Origin of the sequence: Streptomyces fildesensis (assembly GCF_016107395.1) — a bacterium.
Classification (GTDB): domain Bacteria; phylum Actinomycetota; class Actinomycetes; order Streptomycetales; family Streptomycetaceae; genus Actinacidiphila; species Actinacidiphila fildesensis.
The window spans coordinates 123,869-141,580 of record NZ_JAAIKO010000001.1 but is presented as its reverse complement, the minus strand read 5'-3'; the positions used below and the strand labels follow the sequence as shown (position 1 = coordinate 141,580).

Annotated in this window: 18 protein-coding genes and 1 riboswitch; of the genes, 10 read left to right on the top strand and 8 right to left on the bottom strand. The window is 71.5% G+C overall.

Going from position 1 to position 17,712, the window contains the following annotated elements:
• Nucleotides 1-5 precede the first annotated feature (5 nt).
• Nucleotides 6-1,343 (bottom strand): 3-phosphoshikimate 1-carboxyvinyltransferase, encoded by a 1,338-nt coding sequence (gene aroA, locus C6N31_RS00570; RefSeq protein WP_138350933.1) that lies wholly within the window; start codon nucleotides 1,341-1,343, stop codon nucleotides 6-8.
• A 112-nt stretch (nucleotides 1,344-1,455) separates the two neighbouring features.
• A complete protein-coding gene (locus C6N31_RS00565; protein WP_138350932.1) occupies nucleotides 1,456-2,169 on the bottom strand; it encodes a M50 family metallopeptidase in 714 nt (237 codons plus the stop codon).
• A 54-nt stretch (nucleotides 2,170-2,223) separates the two neighbouring features.
• Between C6N31_RS00565 and C6N31_RS00560 the strand changes: the two genes are divergently transcribed.
• The 9 genes from C6N31_RS00560 (at nucleotide 2,224) to def (ending at nucleotide 9,964) form a co-directional block, all read left to right on the top strand.
• Nucleotides 2,224-3,039 carry an SOS response-associated peptidase gene (locus C6N31_RS00560; protein WP_138350931.1) on the top strand — a complete coding sequence of 272 codons (816 nt, stop codon included), beginning with the start codon at nucleotides 2,224-2,226 and terminating at the stop codon, nucleotides 3,037-3,039.
• Between the two features lie 14 nt (nucleotides 3,040-3,053).
• The gene (locus tag C6N31_RS00555; protein ID WP_138350930.1) at nucleotides 3,054-3,719 is read left to right on the top strand and encodes an alpha/beta hydrolase family protein; all 666 of its coding nucleotides are present in this window, start codon (nucleotides 3,054-3,056) and stop codon (nucleotides 3,717-3,719) included.
• 241 nt (nucleotides 3,720-3,960) lie between these two features.
• Nucleotides 3,961-4,626, top strand: a complete 666-nt coding sequence (locus C6N31_RS00550) for a sigma-70 family RNA polymerase sigma factor (protein ID WP_187145327.1) — start codon at nucleotides 3,961-3,963, stop codon at nucleotides 4,624-4,626.
• On the top strand, nucleotides 4,623-4,946 hold the full coding sequence (gene rsrA, locus C6N31_RS00545) for a mycothiol system anti-sigma-R factor (RefSeq protein ID WP_138350928.1): 324 nt from the start codon (nucleotides 4,623-4,625) through the stop codon (nucleotides 4,944-4,946). Before C6N31_RS00550 ends, rsrA begins: the two co-directional genes overlap by 4 nt.
• 207 nt (nucleotides 4,947-5,153) lie before the next feature.
• Nucleotides 5,154-6,554 carry an HD-GYP domain-containing protein gene (locus C6N31_RS00540; protein ID WP_138351077.1) on the top strand — a complete coding sequence of 467 codons (1,401 nt, stop codon included), beginning with the start codon at nucleotides 5,154-5,156 and terminating at the stop codon, nucleotides 6,552-6,554.
• Entirely contained in the window at nucleotides 6,551-8,020 is a 1,470-nt protein-coding gene (locus C6N31_RS00535) for an HD domain-containing protein (protein WP_138350927.1), read from the top strand. Before C6N31_RS00540 ends, C6N31_RS00535 begins: the two co-directional genes overlap by 4 nt.
• A gap of 89 nt (nucleotides 8,021-8,109) precedes the next feature.
• Complete coding sequence (locus tag C6N31_RS45060; protein WP_269284347.1) at nucleotides 8,110-8,232, top strand: biotin/lipoyl-binding protein; 123 nt, start codon at nucleotides 8,110-8,112, stop codon at nucleotides 8,230-8,232.
• Nucleotides 8,233-8,249: 17 nt separating this feature from the next.
• Nucleotides 8,250-9,245 carry a tetratricopeptide repeat protein gene (locus tag C6N31_RS00530; protein ID WP_138350925.1) on the top strand — a complete coding sequence of 332 codons (996 nt, stop codon included), beginning with the start codon at nucleotides 8,250-8,252 and terminating at the stop codon, nucleotides 9,243-9,245.
• Between the two features lie 62 nt (nucleotides 9,246-9,307).
• Nucleotides 9,308-9,964, top strand: a complete 657-nt coding sequence (gene def / locus C6N31_RS00525) for a peptide deformylase (protein WP_198356993.1) — start codon at nucleotides 9,308-9,310, stop codon at nucleotides 9,962-9,964.
• Between the two features lie 89 nt (nucleotides 9,965-10,053).
• Here the strand turns inward: def and C6N31_RS00520 are convergent, their stop codons facing one another.
• The 4 genes from C6N31_RS00520 to C6N31_RS00505 all read right to left on the bottom strand — a co-directional run bounded on the left by C6N31_RS00520 (nucleotide 10,054) and on the right by C6N31_RS00505 (nucleotide 14,538).
• Nucleotides 10,054-11,085: a ribonucleotide-diphosphate reductase subunit beta gene (locus C6N31_RS00520; RefSeq protein ID WP_138350923.1), complete on the bottom strand. Its 1,032-nt coding sequence runs from the start codon at nucleotides 11,083-11,085 to the stop codon at nucleotides 10,054-10,056.
• The gene (locus tag C6N31_RS00515; RefSeq protein ID WP_244809401.1) at nucleotides 11,085-13,442 is read right to left on the bottom strand and encodes a ribonucleoside-diphosphate reductase subunit alpha; all 2,358 of its coding nucleotides are present in this window, start codon (nucleotides 13,440-13,442) and stop codon (nucleotides 11,085-11,087) included. Before C6N31_RS00515 ends, C6N31_RS00520 begins: the two co-directional genes overlap by 1 nt.
• A gap of 170 nt (nucleotides 13,443-13,612) precedes the next feature.
• Nucleotides 13,613-13,690: riboswitch (cobalamin riboswitch) on the bottom strand.
• A gap of 94 nt (nucleotides 13,691-13,784) precedes the next feature.
• The gene (locus C6N31_RS00510) at nucleotides 13,785-14,279 is read right to left on the bottom strand and encodes a GNAT family N-acetyltransferase (RefSeq protein WP_138350921.1); all 495 of its coding nucleotides are present in this window, start codon (nucleotides 14,277-14,279) and stop codon (nucleotides 13,785-13,787) included.
• Nucleotides 14,280-14,334: 55 nt separating this feature from the next.
• Nucleotides 14,335-14,538, bottom strand: a complete 204-nt coding sequence (locus tag C6N31_RS00505) for a hypothetical protein (protein WP_138350920.1) — start codon at nucleotides 14,536-14,538, stop codon at nucleotides 14,335-14,337.
• Nucleotides 14,539-14,626: 88 nt separating this feature from the next.
• On the opposite strand from C6N31_RS00505, the gene C6N31_RS00500 reads away from it, so the two are divergent.
• A complete protein-coding gene (locus tag C6N31_RS00500; RefSeq protein ID WP_138350919.1) occupies nucleotides 14,627-15,601 on the top strand; it encodes a helix-turn-helix domain-containing protein in 975 nt (324 codons plus the stop codon).
• A gap of 36 nt (nucleotides 15,602-15,637) precedes the next feature.
• Here the strand turns inward: C6N31_RS00500 and mctP are convergent, their stop codons facing one another.
• Nucleotides 15,638-17,290: a monocarboxylate uptake permease MctP gene (gene mctP / locus C6N31_RS00495; protein WP_138350918.1), complete on the bottom strand. Its 1,653-nt coding sequence runs from the start codon at nucleotides 17,288-17,290 to the stop codon at nucleotides 15,638-15,640.
• Complete coding sequence (locus C6N31_RS00490; RefSeq protein ID WP_138350917.1) at nucleotides 17,287-17,553, bottom strand: DUF3311 domain-containing protein; 267 nt, start codon at nucleotides 17,551-17,553, stop codon at nucleotides 17,287-17,289. Before C6N31_RS00490 ends, mctP begins: the two co-directional genes overlap by 4 nt.
• Between the last annotated feature and the right edge of the window lie 159 nt (nucleotides 17,554-17,712).

The window sequence follows — 17,712 nt, the reverse complement described above, 5'->3', positions numbered from 1 at the left end:
CGCGGTCAGCCCCGCCCCGCCGTGACGGGGGTCCCGAGCATCTCGGTCCACAGTTCAGGGAACTCCGGGAGCGTCTTGGCGGTGGTGGCGACGTTCTCCACCAGGACGCCGGGCACGGCCAGGCCGAGCACGGCCGCCGCCGTCGCCAGCCGGTGGTCCTCGTAGGTGTGGAAGACCCCGCCGCGCAGCGCGCGGGGCCGGATCCGCAGTCCGTCCTCGGTCTCGGTGGCGTCGCCGCCCAGACCGTTGATCTCGGTGACGAGCGCCGCGAGGCGGTCCGTCTCGTGCAGCCGCAGATGCGCGACCCCGGACAGCACGGACTCCGACCCGGCCAGCGCGGCGACCGCCGCGATGACGGGCGTCAGCTCGCCGACCTCGTGCAGGTCCGCGGTGATGCCCAGGATCCGGCCGGTGCCGGTGAACGTCAGCCCCTGCTCGGTCAGCTCGCACGCACCGCCCATGCGGGTGAAGATCTCCCGCAGGGCGTCGCCCGGCTGGGTGGTCCGCTCGGGCCAGTCCGGCACGGTGACCCGGCCGCCGGTGACCAGCGCCGCAGCCAGGAACGGCGCCGCGTTCGACAGGTCCGGCTCCACCGTCAGGTCCCGGCCGAGCAGCGCGCTCGGTGCTACCCGCCAGACGTTCGGCTCGCCGCCGTCCTGCGGGGCGTCCACCTTGGCGCCCGCGACCCGCAGCATGTCGATCGTCATGCGGATGTGGGGGAGGGAGGGGAGCGTGCGGCCGGTGTGCCGCAGCTCGAGACCCTGGTTGAAGCGCGGTCCCGAGAGCAGCAGCGCGCTCACGAACTGCGAGGACGACGAGGCGTCGACCTCCACCGGCCCGCCGGACAGCGAGCCGGCGCCCTGCACGGTCAGCGGCAGCGCGCCGCGTCCCTCGTCGTCGATCCGGGCGCCCAGCGTGCGCAGCGCGTCGATCACGCCCTGCAGCGGCCGCTCGTACGCCCGGGGGTCGCCCTCGAAGCGGACCGGGCCGTCGGCCAGCGCCGCGACCGGCGGCAGGAAGCGCATGACGGTGCCGGCGTTGCCGACGTCGATCCGCGCCGGGCCGTGCAGCCCGGCCGGGATGACCCGCCAGGCCTCACCGCCGCCGCCCGTGTTCACCTGCTCGTCGATCTGCACGCCCATGGCGCGCAGCGCGTCCGCCATCAGCACGGTGTCGCGGCTGCGCAGCGGGCGCCGGATCCAGCCGGGCTCGGAGGCGTGCGCGGCGAGCACCAGCGCGCGATTGGTGACCGATTTGGATCCGGGCACAGTGACCGTCGCGTCGACGGGGCCGGAGGCGACGGGGGCGGGCCAGAGAGCGGTGTGCGGGGAACTGTCGGTCATGGGCACCAAGCCTAGTGGCTGGCGGCGGCCCCGCCCGGAGTGCGGGAGCCGGGCAGGAGGCCGCGGAGGGCCGTTCCGGAGCCCGGCGAGGACCCCGTGGGGCCCACCGGCCTCACAGGCCGAGCAGCCAGCGCCCGCCACCGACGAGCGCGCAGACGGCCGTCGCGTAGAACAGCAGCAGCCACAGGCCCACCGGGGTGTGGGTCAGCCGGCCCAGCTGGTCCGCGTCCGAGGTGTTCGACCGTTCGCGTCTGCGGGTGCGCTGCAGCTCGAAGACCGGACGCGAGCCGCCGAGCAGCAGGAACCAGACGACGAGGTAGGCGAAGGCCGCCTGCACCTGCGGTCCGGTCAGCCAGGAGACCAGCAGGAACGCGGCACCGGTCACCACGACCGTGAGCGCCCCGTACGCGTTGCGGATCATGATCAGCATCGCCAGCAGCAGCGCGGTGGCCCCCCACAGCAGCGCGGTGATGTGCCCGGCGGCCAGCAGCGCGGCCCCGGCCAGGCCCAGCAGCGGCGGCGCGGTGTACCCGGCGGCGGCCGTCAGGATCATGCCGAGCCCCGAGGGCTTGCCGCGCGAGACGGTGAGGCCCGAGGTGTCCGAGTGCAGCCTGATGCCCTCCAGGCTGCGCCCGGTGAGCAGCGCGAGCAGGCCGTGGCCGCCCTCGTGCGCGATGGTGATCGCGTTGCGGCTCAGCCGCCATATGCCGTCCGGCAGCACGGCGGCCAGCGCTATCAGCGCCGTACCGCCGACCAGCCAGGCCGACGGATCGGGCTGGGTACCGACCACGCGGTCCCATAGTTCCGTGAAGCTCTTGATATCCATCGTTCCCCTGCAACGTGCGGCGCCATGTCGGAGTGCCGTGGCAGTCTGGCACTCATGTGTGGTCGATATGCGGCGAGCCGGCAACCCGAGGATCTGGCGGCTCTTTTCGAGGTCCAACAGCGGGAGCCGAAGGAGGAGTTGGCGCCGAACTGGAATGTGGCGCCGACGGATCCGGTGTGCGTCGTGCTGGAGCGTCCGCTGAAGGGCGCGGAGACCCCCGAGCCGGTACGGCAGCTGCGCAAGCTGCGCTGGGGGCTGGTGCCGTCATGGGCGAAGACCCCCGACGTCGGCGTGAAGATGATCAACGCACGGGCGGAGACGGTGCACGAGAAGCCGTCCTTCCGCCGCCCCTTCAGCGCCCGCCGCTGCCTCATACCCGCCGACGGCTACTACGAGTGGGTGACCGCGAAGGACGAGCGGCAGCTGGAGGAGCAGGGGAAGAAGAAGCGGGCGCGCAAGCAGCCGTACTTCGTGACCCCCGCGGACGGCTCGGTGATGGCGATGGCCGGGCTGTACGAGTTCTGGCGGGACCGGACGCTGCCCGACGACCACCCGCAGGCGTGGTGGTCCACCTGCACCGTCATCACGACGGAGGCGGAGCAGACCCCGCCCGCCGGATTCGCCGGCGAGGGACCGGCCTCCTTGGCCGCCGTCCACCCCCGGATGCCGCTGATGCTGGCCCCGGACCGCTGGGACGCCTGGCTGGATCCGGCCACCACCGATCCCGACGAGCTGCGCGGCCTGCTCGTGCCGCCGCCGGCCGGAACGGTGCGGTTGTATCCGGTCGGCACGGACGTGAGCAACGTCAGGAACAACGGGCCGCAGCTGACCGACGCGCTCGCCGCCCCCGCGGAGGAAACCCTTTTCTGACCGGGACCGGCAGGATGGGGCGGGTGATCGACACACCGGCGGGCGAGGCCCGCGTGACGTGGCATGACGGCGGGCGCGACGCGCGGGCGGTCCTCGCGCTGGGACACGGGGCAGGGGGCGGCATCGAGGCCCGCGACCTGGTCGCGCTGGCGGCCGCGCTGCCCGCCCTGGGCGTGACCGTGGCGCTGGTCGAGCAGCCGTGGCGGGTGGCGGGCAGGAAGGTGGCGCCCGCGCCGAAGACCCTGGACGTGGGCTGGCGCGCGCTGTGGCCCGTCCTGGCGGAGCCCGGCCTGCCGGTGATCGCGGGCGGCCGCAGCGCCGGGGCCCGGGTCGCCTGCCGCACGGCTGTGGAGCTGGGTGCTGCCGCCGTGCTGGCCCTGTCGTTCCCGCTGCATCCGCCGGGCCGGCCGGAGAAGTCCCGGGCCGCCGAGCTGCTGGGCTCCGGCGTTCCGACGCTGGTGGTGCAGGGCGGCCGGGATCCGTTCGGGCCGCCGGAGGAGTTCCCCGCCGGGACGGAGATCGTCGCGGTGCCGTACGCCGACCACGGCTTCGCCGTCCCGAAGAGGGCCGACCTCTCCCAGGAGGACGCACTCTCCGTGATCACGGACGGTGTCGGTGACTGGCTGTCCGCACTCGGACACACGTCCGTTCGCACACGGGCGCGGGAACGGCGGGAATGACGGCCGTGATCCGTGCGTTGTCCGGATCACCGGTACGAAAACGCAGAGTGAGGAAGGCAGCCGCATGGTTTCAGCCGCATGCCAGCCACGCGCAAACGCGAAGGCGAAGGCGCCCTACCTGGACTGGGCCCAGTGGCCTGCGACAGGCGGCAGGACCGGCACGCCCGGCACGCCGATCTCCAGCGGGATATCCTCCGAACCGAGCGGGTCCGGTTTTGGGCCCGTGACCGTTTTGGAGGAGGTGGTTCCGGTCACCGGCACCAACGACAGCACAGCGGGTGCTGCGGGCACGGCCGGCGAGGAAGCACAGGAGAGCTCCGCGGAGCGCAATGAGCGCTTCGAGCGTGACGCCCTCACCTTCCTCGACCAGATGTACTCGGCCGCGCTGCGGATGACCCGCAACCCCGCGGACGCCGAGGACCTGGTGCAGGAGACGTACGCGAAGGCGTACGCGTCCTTCCACCAGTTCCGTGAGGGAACGAACCTCAAGGCGTGGCTCTACCGCATTCTCACCAACAGCTTCATCAACTCCTACCGCAAGAAGCAGCGCGAGCCGCTGCGCAGCGGCTCGGAGGAGATCGAGGACTGGCAGCTCGCACGCGCCGAGTCGCACATGTCGACCGGCCTGCGTTCGGCCGAGTCCCAGGCGCTCGACCACCTGCCCGACTCCGATGTGAAGTCGGCGCTGCAGGCGATCCCCGAGGAATTCCGTATCGCCGTCTATCTCGCGGATGTCGAGGGCTTTGCGTACAAGGAGATCGCGGACATCATGGGGACACCCATCGGCACGGTGATGTCCCGACTGCACCGCGGGCGGCGCCAGCTGCGCTCGATGCTCGAGGACTACGCCCGTGAGCGCGGGCTCGTCCCGGCCGGCGCGGGAGACGAGAAGGGCTCAGGGACATGAGCTGCGGCAACGCACATGAGACGGACTGCTCCGAGGTACTCGACCACCTCTACGAGTACCTCGACGAGGAGATGTCCGACGACGCCTGCGCCAAGTTCAGGGAGCACTTCGACGAGTGCCACCCGTGCTTGGAGAAGTACGGCCTCGAGCAGGCGGTGAAGAAGCTCGTCAAGCGCTGCTGCGGCCATGACGACGTTCCCACCGACCTCCGGTCGAAGGTCATGATGCGGATCGAGCTGATCCGTTCCGGCGAGATCTCACCGGTGCCGGAACAGGCACCCGAGATCATCGCCGGGAGCGGAGCCGAAGCTCACCCGTAGGGGTGACTGACGACAGGCCCACTCCGCCCAAACCGCATATCGGTCTCCCGCCCGACGGGCGCGGCCCTATCCTCCGAGGATTCAACGGGGGTCGGGCCGCGCCCGTCGCAGGCACTGGGAGGCAAGGTGCTGGATTCGAGGATCCGGGCGGACGGCCTGCGGTCGGCGATCAGGGCGGACGGCCTGCGGTCGAGGATCCGGGTGAGTCTGCGGACCCTGCCGCCGGCGGCCCGCGGCTACATCGCCGTGGTGCTGCTCACCGCCTGCTTATGCGCGGCCCCGGCGTTGGACGGCCGGACGCCCTGGGCGACGGTCGCCGTCCTCGCCGTCCTGTACGCGGTCTGCGAGATCGGCTTTCTGCCCCCGGGACGCGGGACCCTGTCTGCCGCGGGCCGGGACCCCGGACGTGAGGCGCCCGCCGGGATCGGCTCGTTCTACCCCGTACTGCTCGCCGCGGCGCTGATGCTGCCGCCGTCCGCCGCCGCGCTCGTCGCCCTGCCGGGATCGCTGGCCGGCCGGGTCGGGCAGAGCCCGCGCTGGCTGCGGCGCTGCTGGCGCGCCGGCCAGCTCGCCGTCGCCACCTTCGCCGCCGGCCACGCGCAGCGGCTGCTGGGCGGCGAACGCGCCCTGGACGAACTCGACTTCCCTTACCTGCTGCTCCCGGCCGCCGCTGCCGCGCTCACCTTCTGCGTGGTGGCCACCACCCTCGTCGGCGGGGTGCTCGTCACCGCCGAGCGCTGCCCGCCGCGCGCCGCCTGGGGTACCCCGCTGCTGGGCTCGATCGCACCGCACCTGACCTACGGGATGGTCGGGCTGATGATGGCGGCGCTGTGGCGCGGCTCGTACGGGGCCTTCGCCGCCGTACTGGTGCTGCTCCCCATGCACATCTCCTGCTGGGTCTTCGCGCAGGTCCACCGCGAACACACCGCGCACCGGGCGACCGTCCGGGCCCTCGTGCAGGCCGTCGAGATCAAGGACCGCTACACGCGCGGCCACAGCGAACGCGTGGGCCGCGCCTCGGTGTTCATCGCCCGCGAGATCGGTATGGCCGAGGACCGGGTCGACGCGCTGCGCTTCGCCGGGATCCTGCACGACATCGGCAAGATCGGCGTCCCCACCCGGCTGTTGCGCAAGGACGGTCCGCTCACCCCCGAGGAGCGCCGGGTGATCGAACTGCACCCGGAGTACGGCCACGAGGTGGTGCGCGGCATCGCGTTCCTCGGCGAGGCGCGCGCCGCGATCCTGCACCACCACGAACGGATCGACGGCAGCGGCTACCCGTTCGGGCTGACCGGCGACCAGATCCCCGAGTTCGCCCGCGTCGTGGCCGTCGCCGACGCCTTCGACGCCATGACCTCCACCCGCAGCTACCGCCGGGCCAGGGGCGTCGACGAGGCGCTGGCCGAACTCCGCCGCTGCGCCGGGACCCAGTTCGACCCGGCCATGGTCAGCGGCCTCATCCACGCCCTCGACCGGCACGTCTGGACCCCCACCGCGACGGCCGACGTACCCGGCATGCCCACGCCGGGCGCCGCCGAGCCCGCCCTCCCGCTGCCGCGCGCCGCCGGCCGCACCGCCACCGGCGCAGCTCCGGACCGCCGGCCATGACGTCTCCCCGTGACGATCCCGCGGCCCGGCCACCCCGATGGCCCCCCGGCCGCAGGCTCCGGCACGGACGGCCCGGCCGGGCCGCGGCCCGCGCCGGAGCCCGCCCGCGTACCCCGCTCGTCGTGGGAGCGGCCTACGCGGCGACCGCGCTGCTCACCGCCGTGGCGATCGGCTGGACGGCGTGGGCCGGTGTCGCCGAGCCCGCGACGGCCACCGCCTTCGGAGCGCTGATCGCGGTGGGGGAGGCGGCCCGGATCCCGCTGCCCGGTGACCGCGAGGCGGCGCCGCTGGCCACCGCGGGCGCGCTGGCGTACGCGCTGCTCGGCGAGGCGGACGGTGTCCCGACCTCGCACGGAGTCCTGCAGGTCGTCGCGGTCGTCGTGGTGGCCGCCGCACTCGGCCGGCTGGCCAACGCGCTGCCCGGCCCCCGCACCGTCCGTGCGGCCCGCTGCACCCAGGACACCGCGGACCCGCGCTCCCTGGACAACGCAGCCCGCCGCGTCCTCGCCGTGGCCTTCGCCGCCACCTGTTTCCAGCCGCTCTACAACTCCGGCCTGCTGCAGCGCTTCTTCGACCCCGGTCCGCTCTACGCGCTGTTCCTGTTCGCGCTGCTCGCGCTCACCGCCCTGTGCGACGCGGTGCTGGCCGCCACCCTCGCCGCCGCCAGAACCGGCCACCCCTTCGCGCCCGTCCTGCGTGACGAGCTGCGGGCCCTGCCCACCATCGGCTCCGCCGTCTGCGCCGGCGGTGTCGTGATGGCCCTGGCGGTCGGCGTCGCCGGGCTGTGGGCGCTGCCCGTCTTCAGCCTTCCGCTGCTGCTCACCCAGGTCTCGTTCCGCCGCCATGCCGCGATCCGGGCCACCTACCGGCAGACGATCGCCTCCCTCGCACGCGCCACCGAGGTCGCCGGCTACACGCCCACGGGCCACGCCCGCCGGGTGACCGCCCTCAGCCGGGAGGTGGGCCGGGAACTGGGGATGGCGCAGCGTGAGCTGCTGCTCCTGGAGTACGCGGCCCTCATGCACGACATCGGCCAGCTCTCCCTGGTCGACCCCGTCCCCGGCGGCGCCACCGAGCCGCTGGAGCCCGAGGAGCGGCGCCGTATCGCGCTGCTGGGAGGTGTCGTGGTCCGCCAGACCGGCGTTCCGGCCGAGGTCGCGGTGATCGTCGAGTGCCAGGCCGACCCGTACCGCGAACAGCCCCTTGCCGGCCGGATCGTCCGCGCCGTCAACGCGTACGAGGACCTGACCGGCGGGACGGCGGCCCTGGACCGCCGTCTGGCGGCCGTGGAGCGGCTGCGGCTGTCCACCGCCCGGGACTACGATCCGGGCGTCGTGGACGCGCTGACCCGGGTTCTCGCCCGTGGCGGAGCGGCCCGGGCCGCCGGCGGGGAACCGGACGGTAATGAGCGGCGCCCGCGACCGGCATGGTTGGATGCGGCTGGGGATGGCAAGGAGGAGTGGTGAGGACCGGAATCCGGGCTGAGACTCCGGCCGATATGTGGAAGGTTGTCACTGAGCGGGGGAACAACCTGCGGGTGGACGGGAGCGTCGTCATGCTGGAGACCGTGGAGCAGGAAATCCCGGTACTCACCGAGATGCCGGGAATCGTCACCGGGCTGAAAGTGTCCGAGGGGGACGTGGTGCGGAAAGGCGACGTCCCGGCCGTGATCGGCTGAGCAGGCAGGCGGGAATCGTGAGGATCTTCGGCAGAGTGCGGCACCGGCCCTCCCCTACGTGGCGGCAGGCCACCGACCGCGCCTTCTCGCTCATCGGCGACGGGCGCTACGAGGACGCGGGCGCGCTGCTGACGCGCGCCGCCGACATGGAACCGTGGCTCTCCGAGTCCTGGTACAACCTCGCGCTGCTGCACAAGTTCCGCCACGACTGGGAGCAGGCCCGCACCGCCGGGCTGCGTGCCGTGGCCCTGCTGGACCGCGACTCCGGCGCCCCGGACTGGTGGAACCTCGGCATCGCCGCCACCGCCCTGCAGGACTGGCCGCTGGCCCGCCGCTCCTGGCAGGCGTACGGGCTGCGGCTGCCGTCCGGCTCCGCCGAGAGCGCCTCCGAGGAAGCGGTCCGGCTGGCGCTGGGCAGCGCCGCCGTAAGGCTGTCGCCGGAGGGCGAGGCCGAGGTCGTCTGGGGCCGCCGGCTGGATCCGGCCAGGATCGAGGTGCTGAGCATCCCGCTGCCGTCCTCGGGCCGCCGCTGGGGCGAGGTCGTGCTGCACGACGGCGTCCCGCACGGTGAGCGCGCCACCGCGGAGGGCTCCGCGAAGTCCGTGTACCCGGTGTTCGACGAGATCGAGCTGTGGGCGCCCTCGCCGGTGCCCACCTGGCTGGTCCTGCTGGAGGCCGCCACCGCGGCCGACCGGGACGCCCTGGAGCGGCTGGCCGCCGACGCCGGCTTCGCCGCCGAGGACTGGTCGTCCTCCGTGCGGCTGCTCTGCCGTACCTGCTCGGAGAGCCGGATGCCCACCGACGACGGCTCCGCGACCTCCCGCGACCCCCATGACCACGGTGAACCCGGCCACCCCGGCCACCTCAGCCACCACAGCGCGGGCTCCCTCTGGGTCCCCGAACGTGAGTGCGGGATAGCGGCGCCCGCCGCCCTCGTACGAGGCCTTCTCGACAGCTGGATCGCGGACAGCCCGGACACCCGGGACTGGCGTGATCTGGAGGAGGTCTGCTGACCTTGCGCGGCCCCGTACGCTTGACGGGTCTATGACGGAATTGGGAAGGCGTACGGCGGAACATGTCGCAGCAGGAAACCGAGAAGCAGCAGGACCGGCACGCGCACGAGCACGGTGAAGCGTCGGAGTTCTTCGACGACACCACGGACGCCGAGGCGCGCGAGCTGGCGTACCGCGAGCGCGGGACGGCCCGCCCGATCACCGTCGTGGGCAATCCGGTGCTCCACAAGGAGTGCCGCGACGTCACGGAGTTCGACGACGCGCTCGCCGCCCTCGTGGACGACATGTTCGCGAGCCAGAAGGCCGCCGAGGGCGTCGGCCTCGCCGCCAACCAGATCGGCGTCGACCTCAAGGTCTTCGTCTACGACTGCCCGGACGACGACGGCGTGCGCCACACCGGCGCCGTCTGCAACCCCGTCCTGGACGAGATCCCCGCCGACCGGCGCGTGCTCGACGACTCCAACGAGGGCTGCCTCTCGGTGCCCGGCGCCTACATGGAACTGGCCCGCCCGGACTACGCGATCGTCCGCGGCCAGGACCTCAAGGGCAACCCCATCGCCCTGGAGGGCACCGGCTACTTCGCCCGCTGCCTCCAGCACGAGACCGACCACCTGTACGGCTACCTGTACATCGACCGGCTCTCCAAGCGCGACCGCAAGGACGTGCTGCGCCAGATGGAAGAAGCCACCCCCAAGTTCGCCACGGTCCCCAACGCCTGACCGTCGCCTGCAGCACCACGCGTAAGGGCCCCGCTCATGGAGCGGGGCCCTTACGCGTTGCCGGCCGTGGTGGCCGGCCGTCGTGGTGACTAGAAGTCGTCGTCGAAGCCGACCGTGCCCTCGACCGCCACCTGGTAGGCGGAGGCGCGGCGTTCGAAGAAGTTGGTCAGTTCCTGGACGCCCTGGAGCTCCATGAAGGAGAACGGGTTCTCCGAACCGTAGACCGGCTTGATGCCGAGCCGGGCGAGGCGCTGGTCGGCGACGCACTGGAGGTACTCGCGCATCGACTCGGTGTTCATGCCGGGCAGGCCGTCACCGCAGAGGTCGCGGCCGAACTGGAGCTCCGCCTCGACGGCCTCGCGGATCATGTCGGTGATCTGCTGGTCGAGTTCCGCGTCGAAGAGGTCCGGCTCTTCCTCCCGGACGGTGTCGACGAACGCGAACGCCGCGTCCATGTGGCCGGTCTCGTCCCGGAAGACCCAGTTGGTGCCGGTCGCCAGTCCGTGCAGCAGGCCCCGCGAGCGGAACCAGTAGACGTAGGCGAAGGCGCCGTAGAAGAACAGCCCCTCGATGCAGGCCGCGAAGCAGATGAGGTTGAGCAGGAAGCGGCGCCGGTCGGACTTCGACTCCAGCCGGTCGATCTTCTCGACGGAGTCCATCCACTTGAAGCAGAACTGCGCCTTCTCGCGGATCGACGGGATGCTCTCGACCGCGTCGAACGCGGCGGCCCGGTCGTCCGGATCGGGGAGGTACGTGTCGAGCAGCGTCAGATAGAACTGGACGTGCACGGCCTCCTCGAAGAGCTGACGGGACAGGTAGAGCCGGGCCTCGGGCGAGTTGATGTGCTTGTAGAGCGTGAGCACGAGGTTGTTGGAGACGATCGAGTCACCGGTCGCGAAGAACGCGACGAGGCGGCCGATCATGTGCTGCTCGCCGGGGGAGAGCTTGGCGAGGTCGGCGACGTCGGAGTGGAGGTCGACCTCCTCGACGGACCAGGTGTTCTTGATCGCGTTGTGGTAGCGCTCGTAGAACTCCGGGTAGCGCATCGGACGCAGGGTCAGCTCGAAGCCCGGGTCGAGGAGGTGCTTCTCGTGCGTCGTCGTGTTGGTGGTGGTCGGCATTACTGGCAGGCCTCGCAGGACTCGGGGTTTTCCAGGGAGCAGGCGACGGCGTCGTCGTCGGTCGTCTGCTGGACGGGGATGGGCGCGGGCACGGCGGCGGCCGGTGCTGCCGCGGCGGCGCGGGCGATCCGGGTGGCCGGCCGGGACCGCAGGTAGTACGTGGTCTTCAGGCCCTGCTTCCAGGCGTACGCGTACATCGAGCTGAGCTTGCCGATGGTCGGCGAGGCCATGAAGAGGTTCAGCGACTGGCTCTGGTCGAGGTACGGGGTGCGTGCCGCGGCCATGTCGATCAGGGCGCGCTGCGGCAGCTCCCAGGCGGTGCGGTACAGGGCGCGCACCTCGGCCGGGATCCAGGTGAAGCCCTCGACGGAGCCGTTGGACTCGCGCAGCGCCTCGCGGGACTGGGCGTCCCAGACGCCGAGCTCCTTGAGCTCGTTCACCAGGTAGGAGTTGACCTGGAGGAACTCACCCGACAGCGTCTCGCGCTTGAAGAGGTTGGAGACCTGCGGCTCGATGCACTCGTAGACACCGGCGATCGAGGCGATCGTCGCGGTCGGCGCGATGGCCAGCAGCAGGGAGTTGCGCATGCCGGTCTTCGCGATCCGGGCGCGCAGCGCGTCCCAGCGCTCCGGCCAGAGCGACTCGGCGGTGTCGTAGTGGTCGGGGTGCAGCACGCCCTGGGCGGTACGGGTCTGCTCCCAGCCGGGGTGCGGGCCGTGCCGCTCGGCGAGGGTGGCGGACGCCTCGTAAGCGGCGAGCATGATCCGCTCCGAGATGCGGGTGGACAGCGTCCGCGCCTCGGCGCAGTCGAACGGCAGCCGCAGCTTGAAGAAGACGTCCTGCAGGCCCATCAGGCCCAGGCCGACCGGCCGCCAGCGGGAGTTCGACGCGCCGGCCTGGTCGGTCGGGTAGAAGTTGATGTCCACCACGCGGTCGAGGAAGGTGACGGCGGTGCGGACGGTGGCGTCGAGCTTCTCCCAGTCCATCTCGCCGTCGGTGCCCAGGTGCGCGGAGAGGTTCACCGAGCCGAGGTTGCAGACGGCGGTCTCGCCGTCGTCGGAGACCTCCAGGATCTCCGTGCACAGGTTCGAGGAGTGGACCACGTTGCCGGGCAGCGCCGTCTGGTTGGCGGTGCGGTTGGCGGAGTCCTTGAAGTTCAGCCAGCCGTTGCCGGTCTGCGCGAGGGTGCGCATCATCCGGGCGTAGAGCTGGCGGGCCGGGATGGTCTTGATGGCCAGACCGGCGGACTCGGCCTTGCGGTAGGCCTCGTCGAAGTCGCCGCCCCACAGGTCGACGAGCTCGGGTACGTCGGCGGGGGAGAACAGCGACCAGTCGGTGTCCGCGTCCACCCGGCGCATGAACTCGTCGGGGATCCAGTGCGCGAGGTTCAGGTTGTGCGTACGCCTGGCCTCCTCACCGGTGTTGTCGCGCAGCTCCAGGAACTCCTCGATGTCGGCGTGCCACGTCTCCAGGTAGACGGCGGCGGCGCCCTTGCGCCGGCCGCCCTGGTTGACGGCGGCGACGGACGCGTCGAGGGTGCGCAGGAACGGGACGATGCCGTTGGAGTGCCCGTTGGTGCCGCGGATCAGCGAGCCGCGGGAGCGGATCCGGCTGAACGGGATGCCGATGCCGCCGGCGTGCTTCGACAGCCGGGCGACCTGGTGGTAGCGGTCGTAGATGGAGTCCAGCTCGTCGAGCGGGGAGTCCAGCAGGTAGCAGGACGACATCTGCGGGTGCCGGGTACCGGAGTTGAAGAGCGTGGGGGAGCTGGGGAGGTAGGAGAGCGTGCTGGTCAGCGCGTAGAGCTCGCCGACCTCGACGAGGGCGCGCACCGAGTGGTCCGCGGCCAGACCGCAGGCGACGCGCAGCAGGAAGTGCTGCGGGGTCTCGATGACCTGGCGGGTGATCGGGTGCCGGAGCAGGTAGCGGCTGTGCAGGGTGCGCAGGCCGAAGTACTCGAGGCGGTCGTCGGCGGTGTCGTCGATCATCGCGTCCAGGCGGGCGGCGTGCAGCATGACGAACTCGGCCGTGGCGTCGGCGATCAGGCCTTCGCGGTGCCCGACGGCGATGGAGGCGGAGAAGGAGACGGCGCCCTGCCCCGCCGCCTCGTCGGCGACCGCGCGGGCCAGCAGCCGGGCCGCGAGCCGGCTGTACTGGGGGTCCTCGGAGATCAGTCCGGCGGCGGCCTCGGTGGCCAGCGCCCGCAGTTCGGCCTCGTCCGATCCGGCGTTGCGGCCGCGGAGGGCGGCAGCGGCGACCCGGCCGGGGTCGGTGTCGGGGAGGTCGACGGTCAGTTCCGTCAGGGTGTGCAGCAGGATGGTTCCTGCTGAGGCGGGGGCTGCGGGCGCGATGGTCACGTTGGTGCTCTCTCCCTCGAACGCGGCGACGGCGTCGCGAGGGGGGAGGAGCAGGCGCGTTCGGGCACACCGCATCAGGGCAGGGGTGTGCCATATCGCGTCCGCCGGCCCAACCCGCGAGGCCCGGACAACACTGCACCCGGAAGGCAGGACCGGATGCGCCGTCAGCAGGTGGCCGGACTGTGCGGGCGTGCGCAGGCACGACCGCTCACCGTTGCGGGGCAGTGCCGGATTCTCACCGGCTTCCCCTGCGTGGACAGCGGTCCTGAGCATACATCTAGTGGCGCCTCGCAGCGCTAACCCCAGATGTTGTGTCTGGTGTGGTGCGCGGTGGACGGTGCGTTACAACGGGAGGGCGTACGTGAAGAGGTGGACGTCCGGAACGGGCGACCAGTCGCGGTCCGGCGTGCGCCGGAATCCGAGCCGTTCGTAGATGCGGTGGGCGCCGGTCATCGACTGCTGGGTGGACATCACCAGTTGCCGTACGCCGAGGGCACGGGCCCGTTCCACACACGCGAGGACGAGTGCCTCGCCGGTGCCGCGGCCGCGCGCGGCCGGGTCGACGGCCAGCATCCGGAACTCCGCCTCGCCGTCCCGGGCTATGTCGCCCCAGGGGCTGCCGGGAGGGGCGAACGTCACGCAGCCGAGCAGCGTGTCGTCCGCCGCGTCGACCGCGACGAGCACCTCCGCGGAGACGGCGCGGGCGCGGGCATCGCGCAGTTTCGGGGCGTACTGGCCGTCCGGCTGGGTGTGGCCGTCGGCGATGAAGGCGTCGGCGGTGATGCGGCCTGCCTCATCGAGCTCGTCCGCGCGCGCGGGGCGGATGATGATGTCCATCCCCGCAGTCTGCCGCATGGCCGGCGCCGGCCTTCGCGGAGTGCGGCGGGTGCATTCAGACGACCGGGCTGAAGGCGCCGCGGGTGGGCTCGGCCGACCTGAGGGCCGACGCCGACTGCTCCTCGTGACGCCGCTCCGCGGCCCTCGCGGCGCGGATCTGGCGGGAGATGCGGAGCTCGACGCGGAAGCCGATCAGGGCGGGCAGGGCGACGAGGAGGATCAGGGCGGTGGCGGCCAGGAGGCCGAGGAATGTGTTCATGCATCTATTTTCGGGCGGGCGGCCCCGCCACGGGAGTGGCAGGACTGACTCACTACCGCTAATTACTGCCAAGTGGGATGCTGGAACCATGCTGGAAAACGTGGCAGTGGTTCTGATGGACGGCGGACACGCCTTCGAACTGGGCGTTGTCTGTGAAGTCTTCGGCATCGACCGCAGTGAGCAGGGGCTGCCCGTCTACGACTTCGCCGTCGTCGGCATCGGGAAGCACCCCGTCCATCTGCACAACGGCATGGACGTCTCGACGCCGTACGGTGTCGACCGGCTGGAGGAGGCGGACCTCATCGCCGTCCCGGCCGGGTGCGACTACCCCGAGCGGGCGGAGTACCCGCCGGAGCTGCTGCGCGCGCTGCGCGGCGCCGTGGAGCGGGGCGGCCGGGTGCTCAGCGTGTGCTCGGGAGCGTTCGTGCTGGGCGCGGCCGGGCTGCTGGACGGCCGGAGCTGCACCACGCACTGGCGGCACACCGAGGCGCTGTCGCGCCGCTTCCCGCTCGCACAGGTCGAGGCGGACGTGCTGTACGTGGATGACGACCCGGTGATCACGTCGGCCGGCACGGCGGCGGGCATCGACGCCTGTCTGCACCTGGTCCGCAAGGAGCAGGGCAGCGCGGTGGCCACCGGCATCGCCCGGCGCATGGTCGTGCCGCCGCACCGGGAGGGCGGGCAGGCGCAGTACGTGGACCGGCCACTGCCGCGCGGCCGGTGCGACACCGTGGGCGCGGTGCTCAGCTGGATGGAGCGCCATCTGGACCGTGAGGTGACCGTCGAGGAGCTGGCCGCCCGCGCCCATATGTCGCCGCGCACGTTCGCCCGCCGCTTCCAGCAGGAGACGGGCACCACCCCGTACCGCTGGCTGCTGGGCCAGCGGGTGCTGCTGGCGCGCGAGTTGCTGGAGGGGACGGACGAGACGATGGAGGCGATCGCCACCCGCGCGGGCCTCGGCAGCGCGGCGACCCTGCGCCATCACTTCGCCCAGTGGGTGGGCACCACCCCGCAGGCCTACCGCCGGACGTTCCGGGACCCGGTGCCCGCGCGGAGCGCGTGACACCGGGTCCCGGGGAACCGCGGAGGAACCGGAAGCTCAGGAAACCACCAGTGGCAGTTCCTCCTTGGCGTCCGGCTCTCCGGTGCCCTTGACGCCCGGCTCACCGGAGTCGGCCGTGTAGTCGGAGGGCGAGGTCTCGTCGACGCCCTCGGGCGCCTTGAGCGCCTTGAGGACGAAGGTCAGGACGACCGCCACGACTATGTTGATCACGAAGGCCGTGAGGCCGATGTAGCCCTTCTCGCCGATGTACGGGATCAGGTCGGCGTTCCCGGCGAAGTGCGTCTGTGCCGGGGTGTGCTGCTCGTACGCCTTCCAGGTGCCGTAGACCATGCCCGCGGCCCAGCCGGCCAGTAGCGCCCAGCGGTGGAACCACCGGGTGAACAGCCCGCCGACGATGGCCGGGACGGTCTGCAGGATCCAGATGCCGCCCAGCAGCTGGAAGTTGATCGCGACCGTCTTGTCCATGGTGAGGACGAAGATCAGCGCGCCGACCTTCACCAGCAGCGACACCAGCTTGGAGACCTTGGTCTCCTGCGCGGGGGTCGCGTCGGGCTTGATGAAGTCCTTGTAGATGTTGCGGGTGAACAGGTTCGCCGCGGCGATCGACATGATGGCCGCGGGCACCAGCGCGCCGATGCCGATCGCGGCGAACGCCACCCCCGCGAACCAGTCAGGGAACATGTTCTCGAACAGCTGCGGGATCGCCGTCTGCGGGTTGTAGCCCTTCACCCCGACACCGACGCCGGCCGCCAGCGCCATGAAGCCGAGCATCGCCAGCAGGCCCAGCATCAGGGAGTACAGCGGCAGGATGGTGGTGTTGCGGCGGATGACGTTGCGGCTCTTGCCGGACAGCACCGCGGTCACCGAGTGCGGGTACAGGAACAGCGCCATGGCCGAGCCGAGCGCCAGGGTCGCGTACGCCCACTGCGCTTGCGGCCCGGAGACCAGCGAGCCCTTGGGCTTCCCGGTCGCCGGGTTGACGGTGGCGTACGCCTTGCCCGCCTTGTCGAAGATGTCGTCGAACCCGCCCAGTTTGTACGGGATGTAGATGATCGCCACCGCGATGACGATGTAGATCAGCGCGTCCTTGACGAACGCGATCATCGCGGGCGCGCGCAGCCCCGAGGAGTACGTGTACGCCGCGAGCACCCCGAACGCGATCAGCAGCGGCAGGTCCTTCATGAACCAGCTGGAGTTCTCGCCGCCGCCCACGCCCATCACGTCCAGGACCGCCTGGATCCCGACGAGTTGCAGCGCGATGTACGGCATCGTGGCGAGGATGCCGGTGACGGCCATCGCCAGCGACAGGCCCTTGGAGCCGAAGCGGCCGCGGATGAAGTCCGAGGACGTGACGTAGCCGTGCTTGTGGGAGATCGACCAGAGCCGCGGCAGGAAGAGGAAGACCAGGGGGTACGTGATGATCGTGTACGGCACCGCGAAGAAGCCGGCCGCGCCCGCCGCGTAGATCGCCGCCGGGACGGCGACGAAGGTGTACGCCGTGTAGAGGTCGCCGCCGAGCAGGAACCAGGTGATCCAGGTGCCGAAGCTCCGGCCGCCCAGGCCCCATTCGTCCAGGCTCAGCGCGTTGTCGGCGCGCCGCCAGCGGGCCGCCAGGAAGCCGAGGACGGTGACCGCCACGAAGAAGAAGATGAAGACGCCGAGCGCCACACCGTTGACTCCACCGGTCATGACGCGGCTCCCTTGCGTGCGCGTTCCTCACGGCGGACCAGGAGGTAGGCGATCGTGGTCAGTCCGGCCGAGATGAAGACCCAGGCCATCTGGTACCAGTAGAAGAACGGGATGCCGATGAACTCCGGCGTCAGACGCGCGTAGGAGCTGACCCACAGCATCGCGACCAACGGGATGACCAGGCATACACCGGCCACCACACGCGAAGGTGTGACGACCGGTGTGCGGTTGGGCGTGGGTGATGTTTCCGGTGGTGCTGACATCTTCTCGGCTCCGTCCCCTAGAGCGAATCTCCTGCGTAATGCGCAGGAAATCTAGGGCAGCACTCCGCCACACGTCACTAGCGGTCCGCATATCGGTACGGACTCGATTCCGGACGAGAGGGGAATCGGGTGGATCGGAGCCGGTTCGGCCGGAATGCG

Coding starts and splice junctions, on each gene's coding strand:
- mctP (WP_138350918.1), bottom strand. CDS start 17,290: ATGACCGGTGGAGTCAACGGTGTGGCGCTCGGCGTCTTCATCTTCTTC.
- C6N31_RS00520 (WP_138350923.1), bottom strand. CDS start 11,085: ATGCCGACCACCACCAACACGACGACGCACGAGAAGCACCTCCTCGAC.
- aroA (WP_138350933.1), bottom strand. CDS start 1,343: ATGACCGACAGTTCCCCGCACACCGCTCTCTGGCCCGCCCCCGTCGCC.
- C6N31_RS45060 (WP_269284347.1), top strand. CDS start 8,110: ATGCTGGAGACCGTGGAGCAGGAAATCCCGGTACTCACCGAGATGCCG.
- rsrA (WP_138350928.1), top strand. CDS start 4,623: ATGAGCTGCGGCAACGCACATGAGACGGACTGCTCCGAGGTACTCGAC.
- C6N31_RS00500 (WP_138350919.1), top strand. CDS start 14,627: ATGCTGGAAAACGTGGCAGTGGTTCTGATGGACGGCGGACACGCCTTC.
- C6N31_RS00505 (WP_138350920.1), bottom strand. CDS start 14,538: ATGAACACATTCCTCGGCCTCCTGGCCGCCACCGCCCTGATCCTCCTC.
- C6N31_RS00560 (WP_138350931.1), top strand. CDS start 2,224: ATGTGTGGTCGATATGCGGCGAGCCGGCAACCCGAGGATCTGGCGGCT.
- C6N31_RS00535 (WP_138350927.1), top strand. CDS start 6,551: ATGACGTCTCCCCGTGACGATCCCGCGGCCCGGCCACCCCGATGGCCC.
- def (WP_198356993.1), top strand. CDS start 9,308: ATGTCGCAGCAGGAAACCGAGAAGCAGCAGGACCGGCACGCGCACGAG.
- C6N31_RS00510 (WP_138350921.1), bottom strand. CDS start 14,279: ATGGACATCATCATCCGCCCCGCGCGCGCGGACGAGCTCGATGAGGCA.
- C6N31_RS00565 (WP_138350932.1), bottom strand. CDS start 2,169: ATGGATATCAAGAGCTTCACGGAACTATGGGACCGCGTGGTCGGTACC.
- C6N31_RS00490 (WP_138350917.1), bottom strand. CDS start 17,553: ATGTCAGCACCACCGGAAACATCACCCACGCCCAACCGCACACCGGTC.
- C6N31_RS00555 (WP_138350930.1), top strand. CDS start 3,054: ATGGGGCGGGTGATCGACACACCGGCGGGCGAGGCCCGCGTGACGTGG.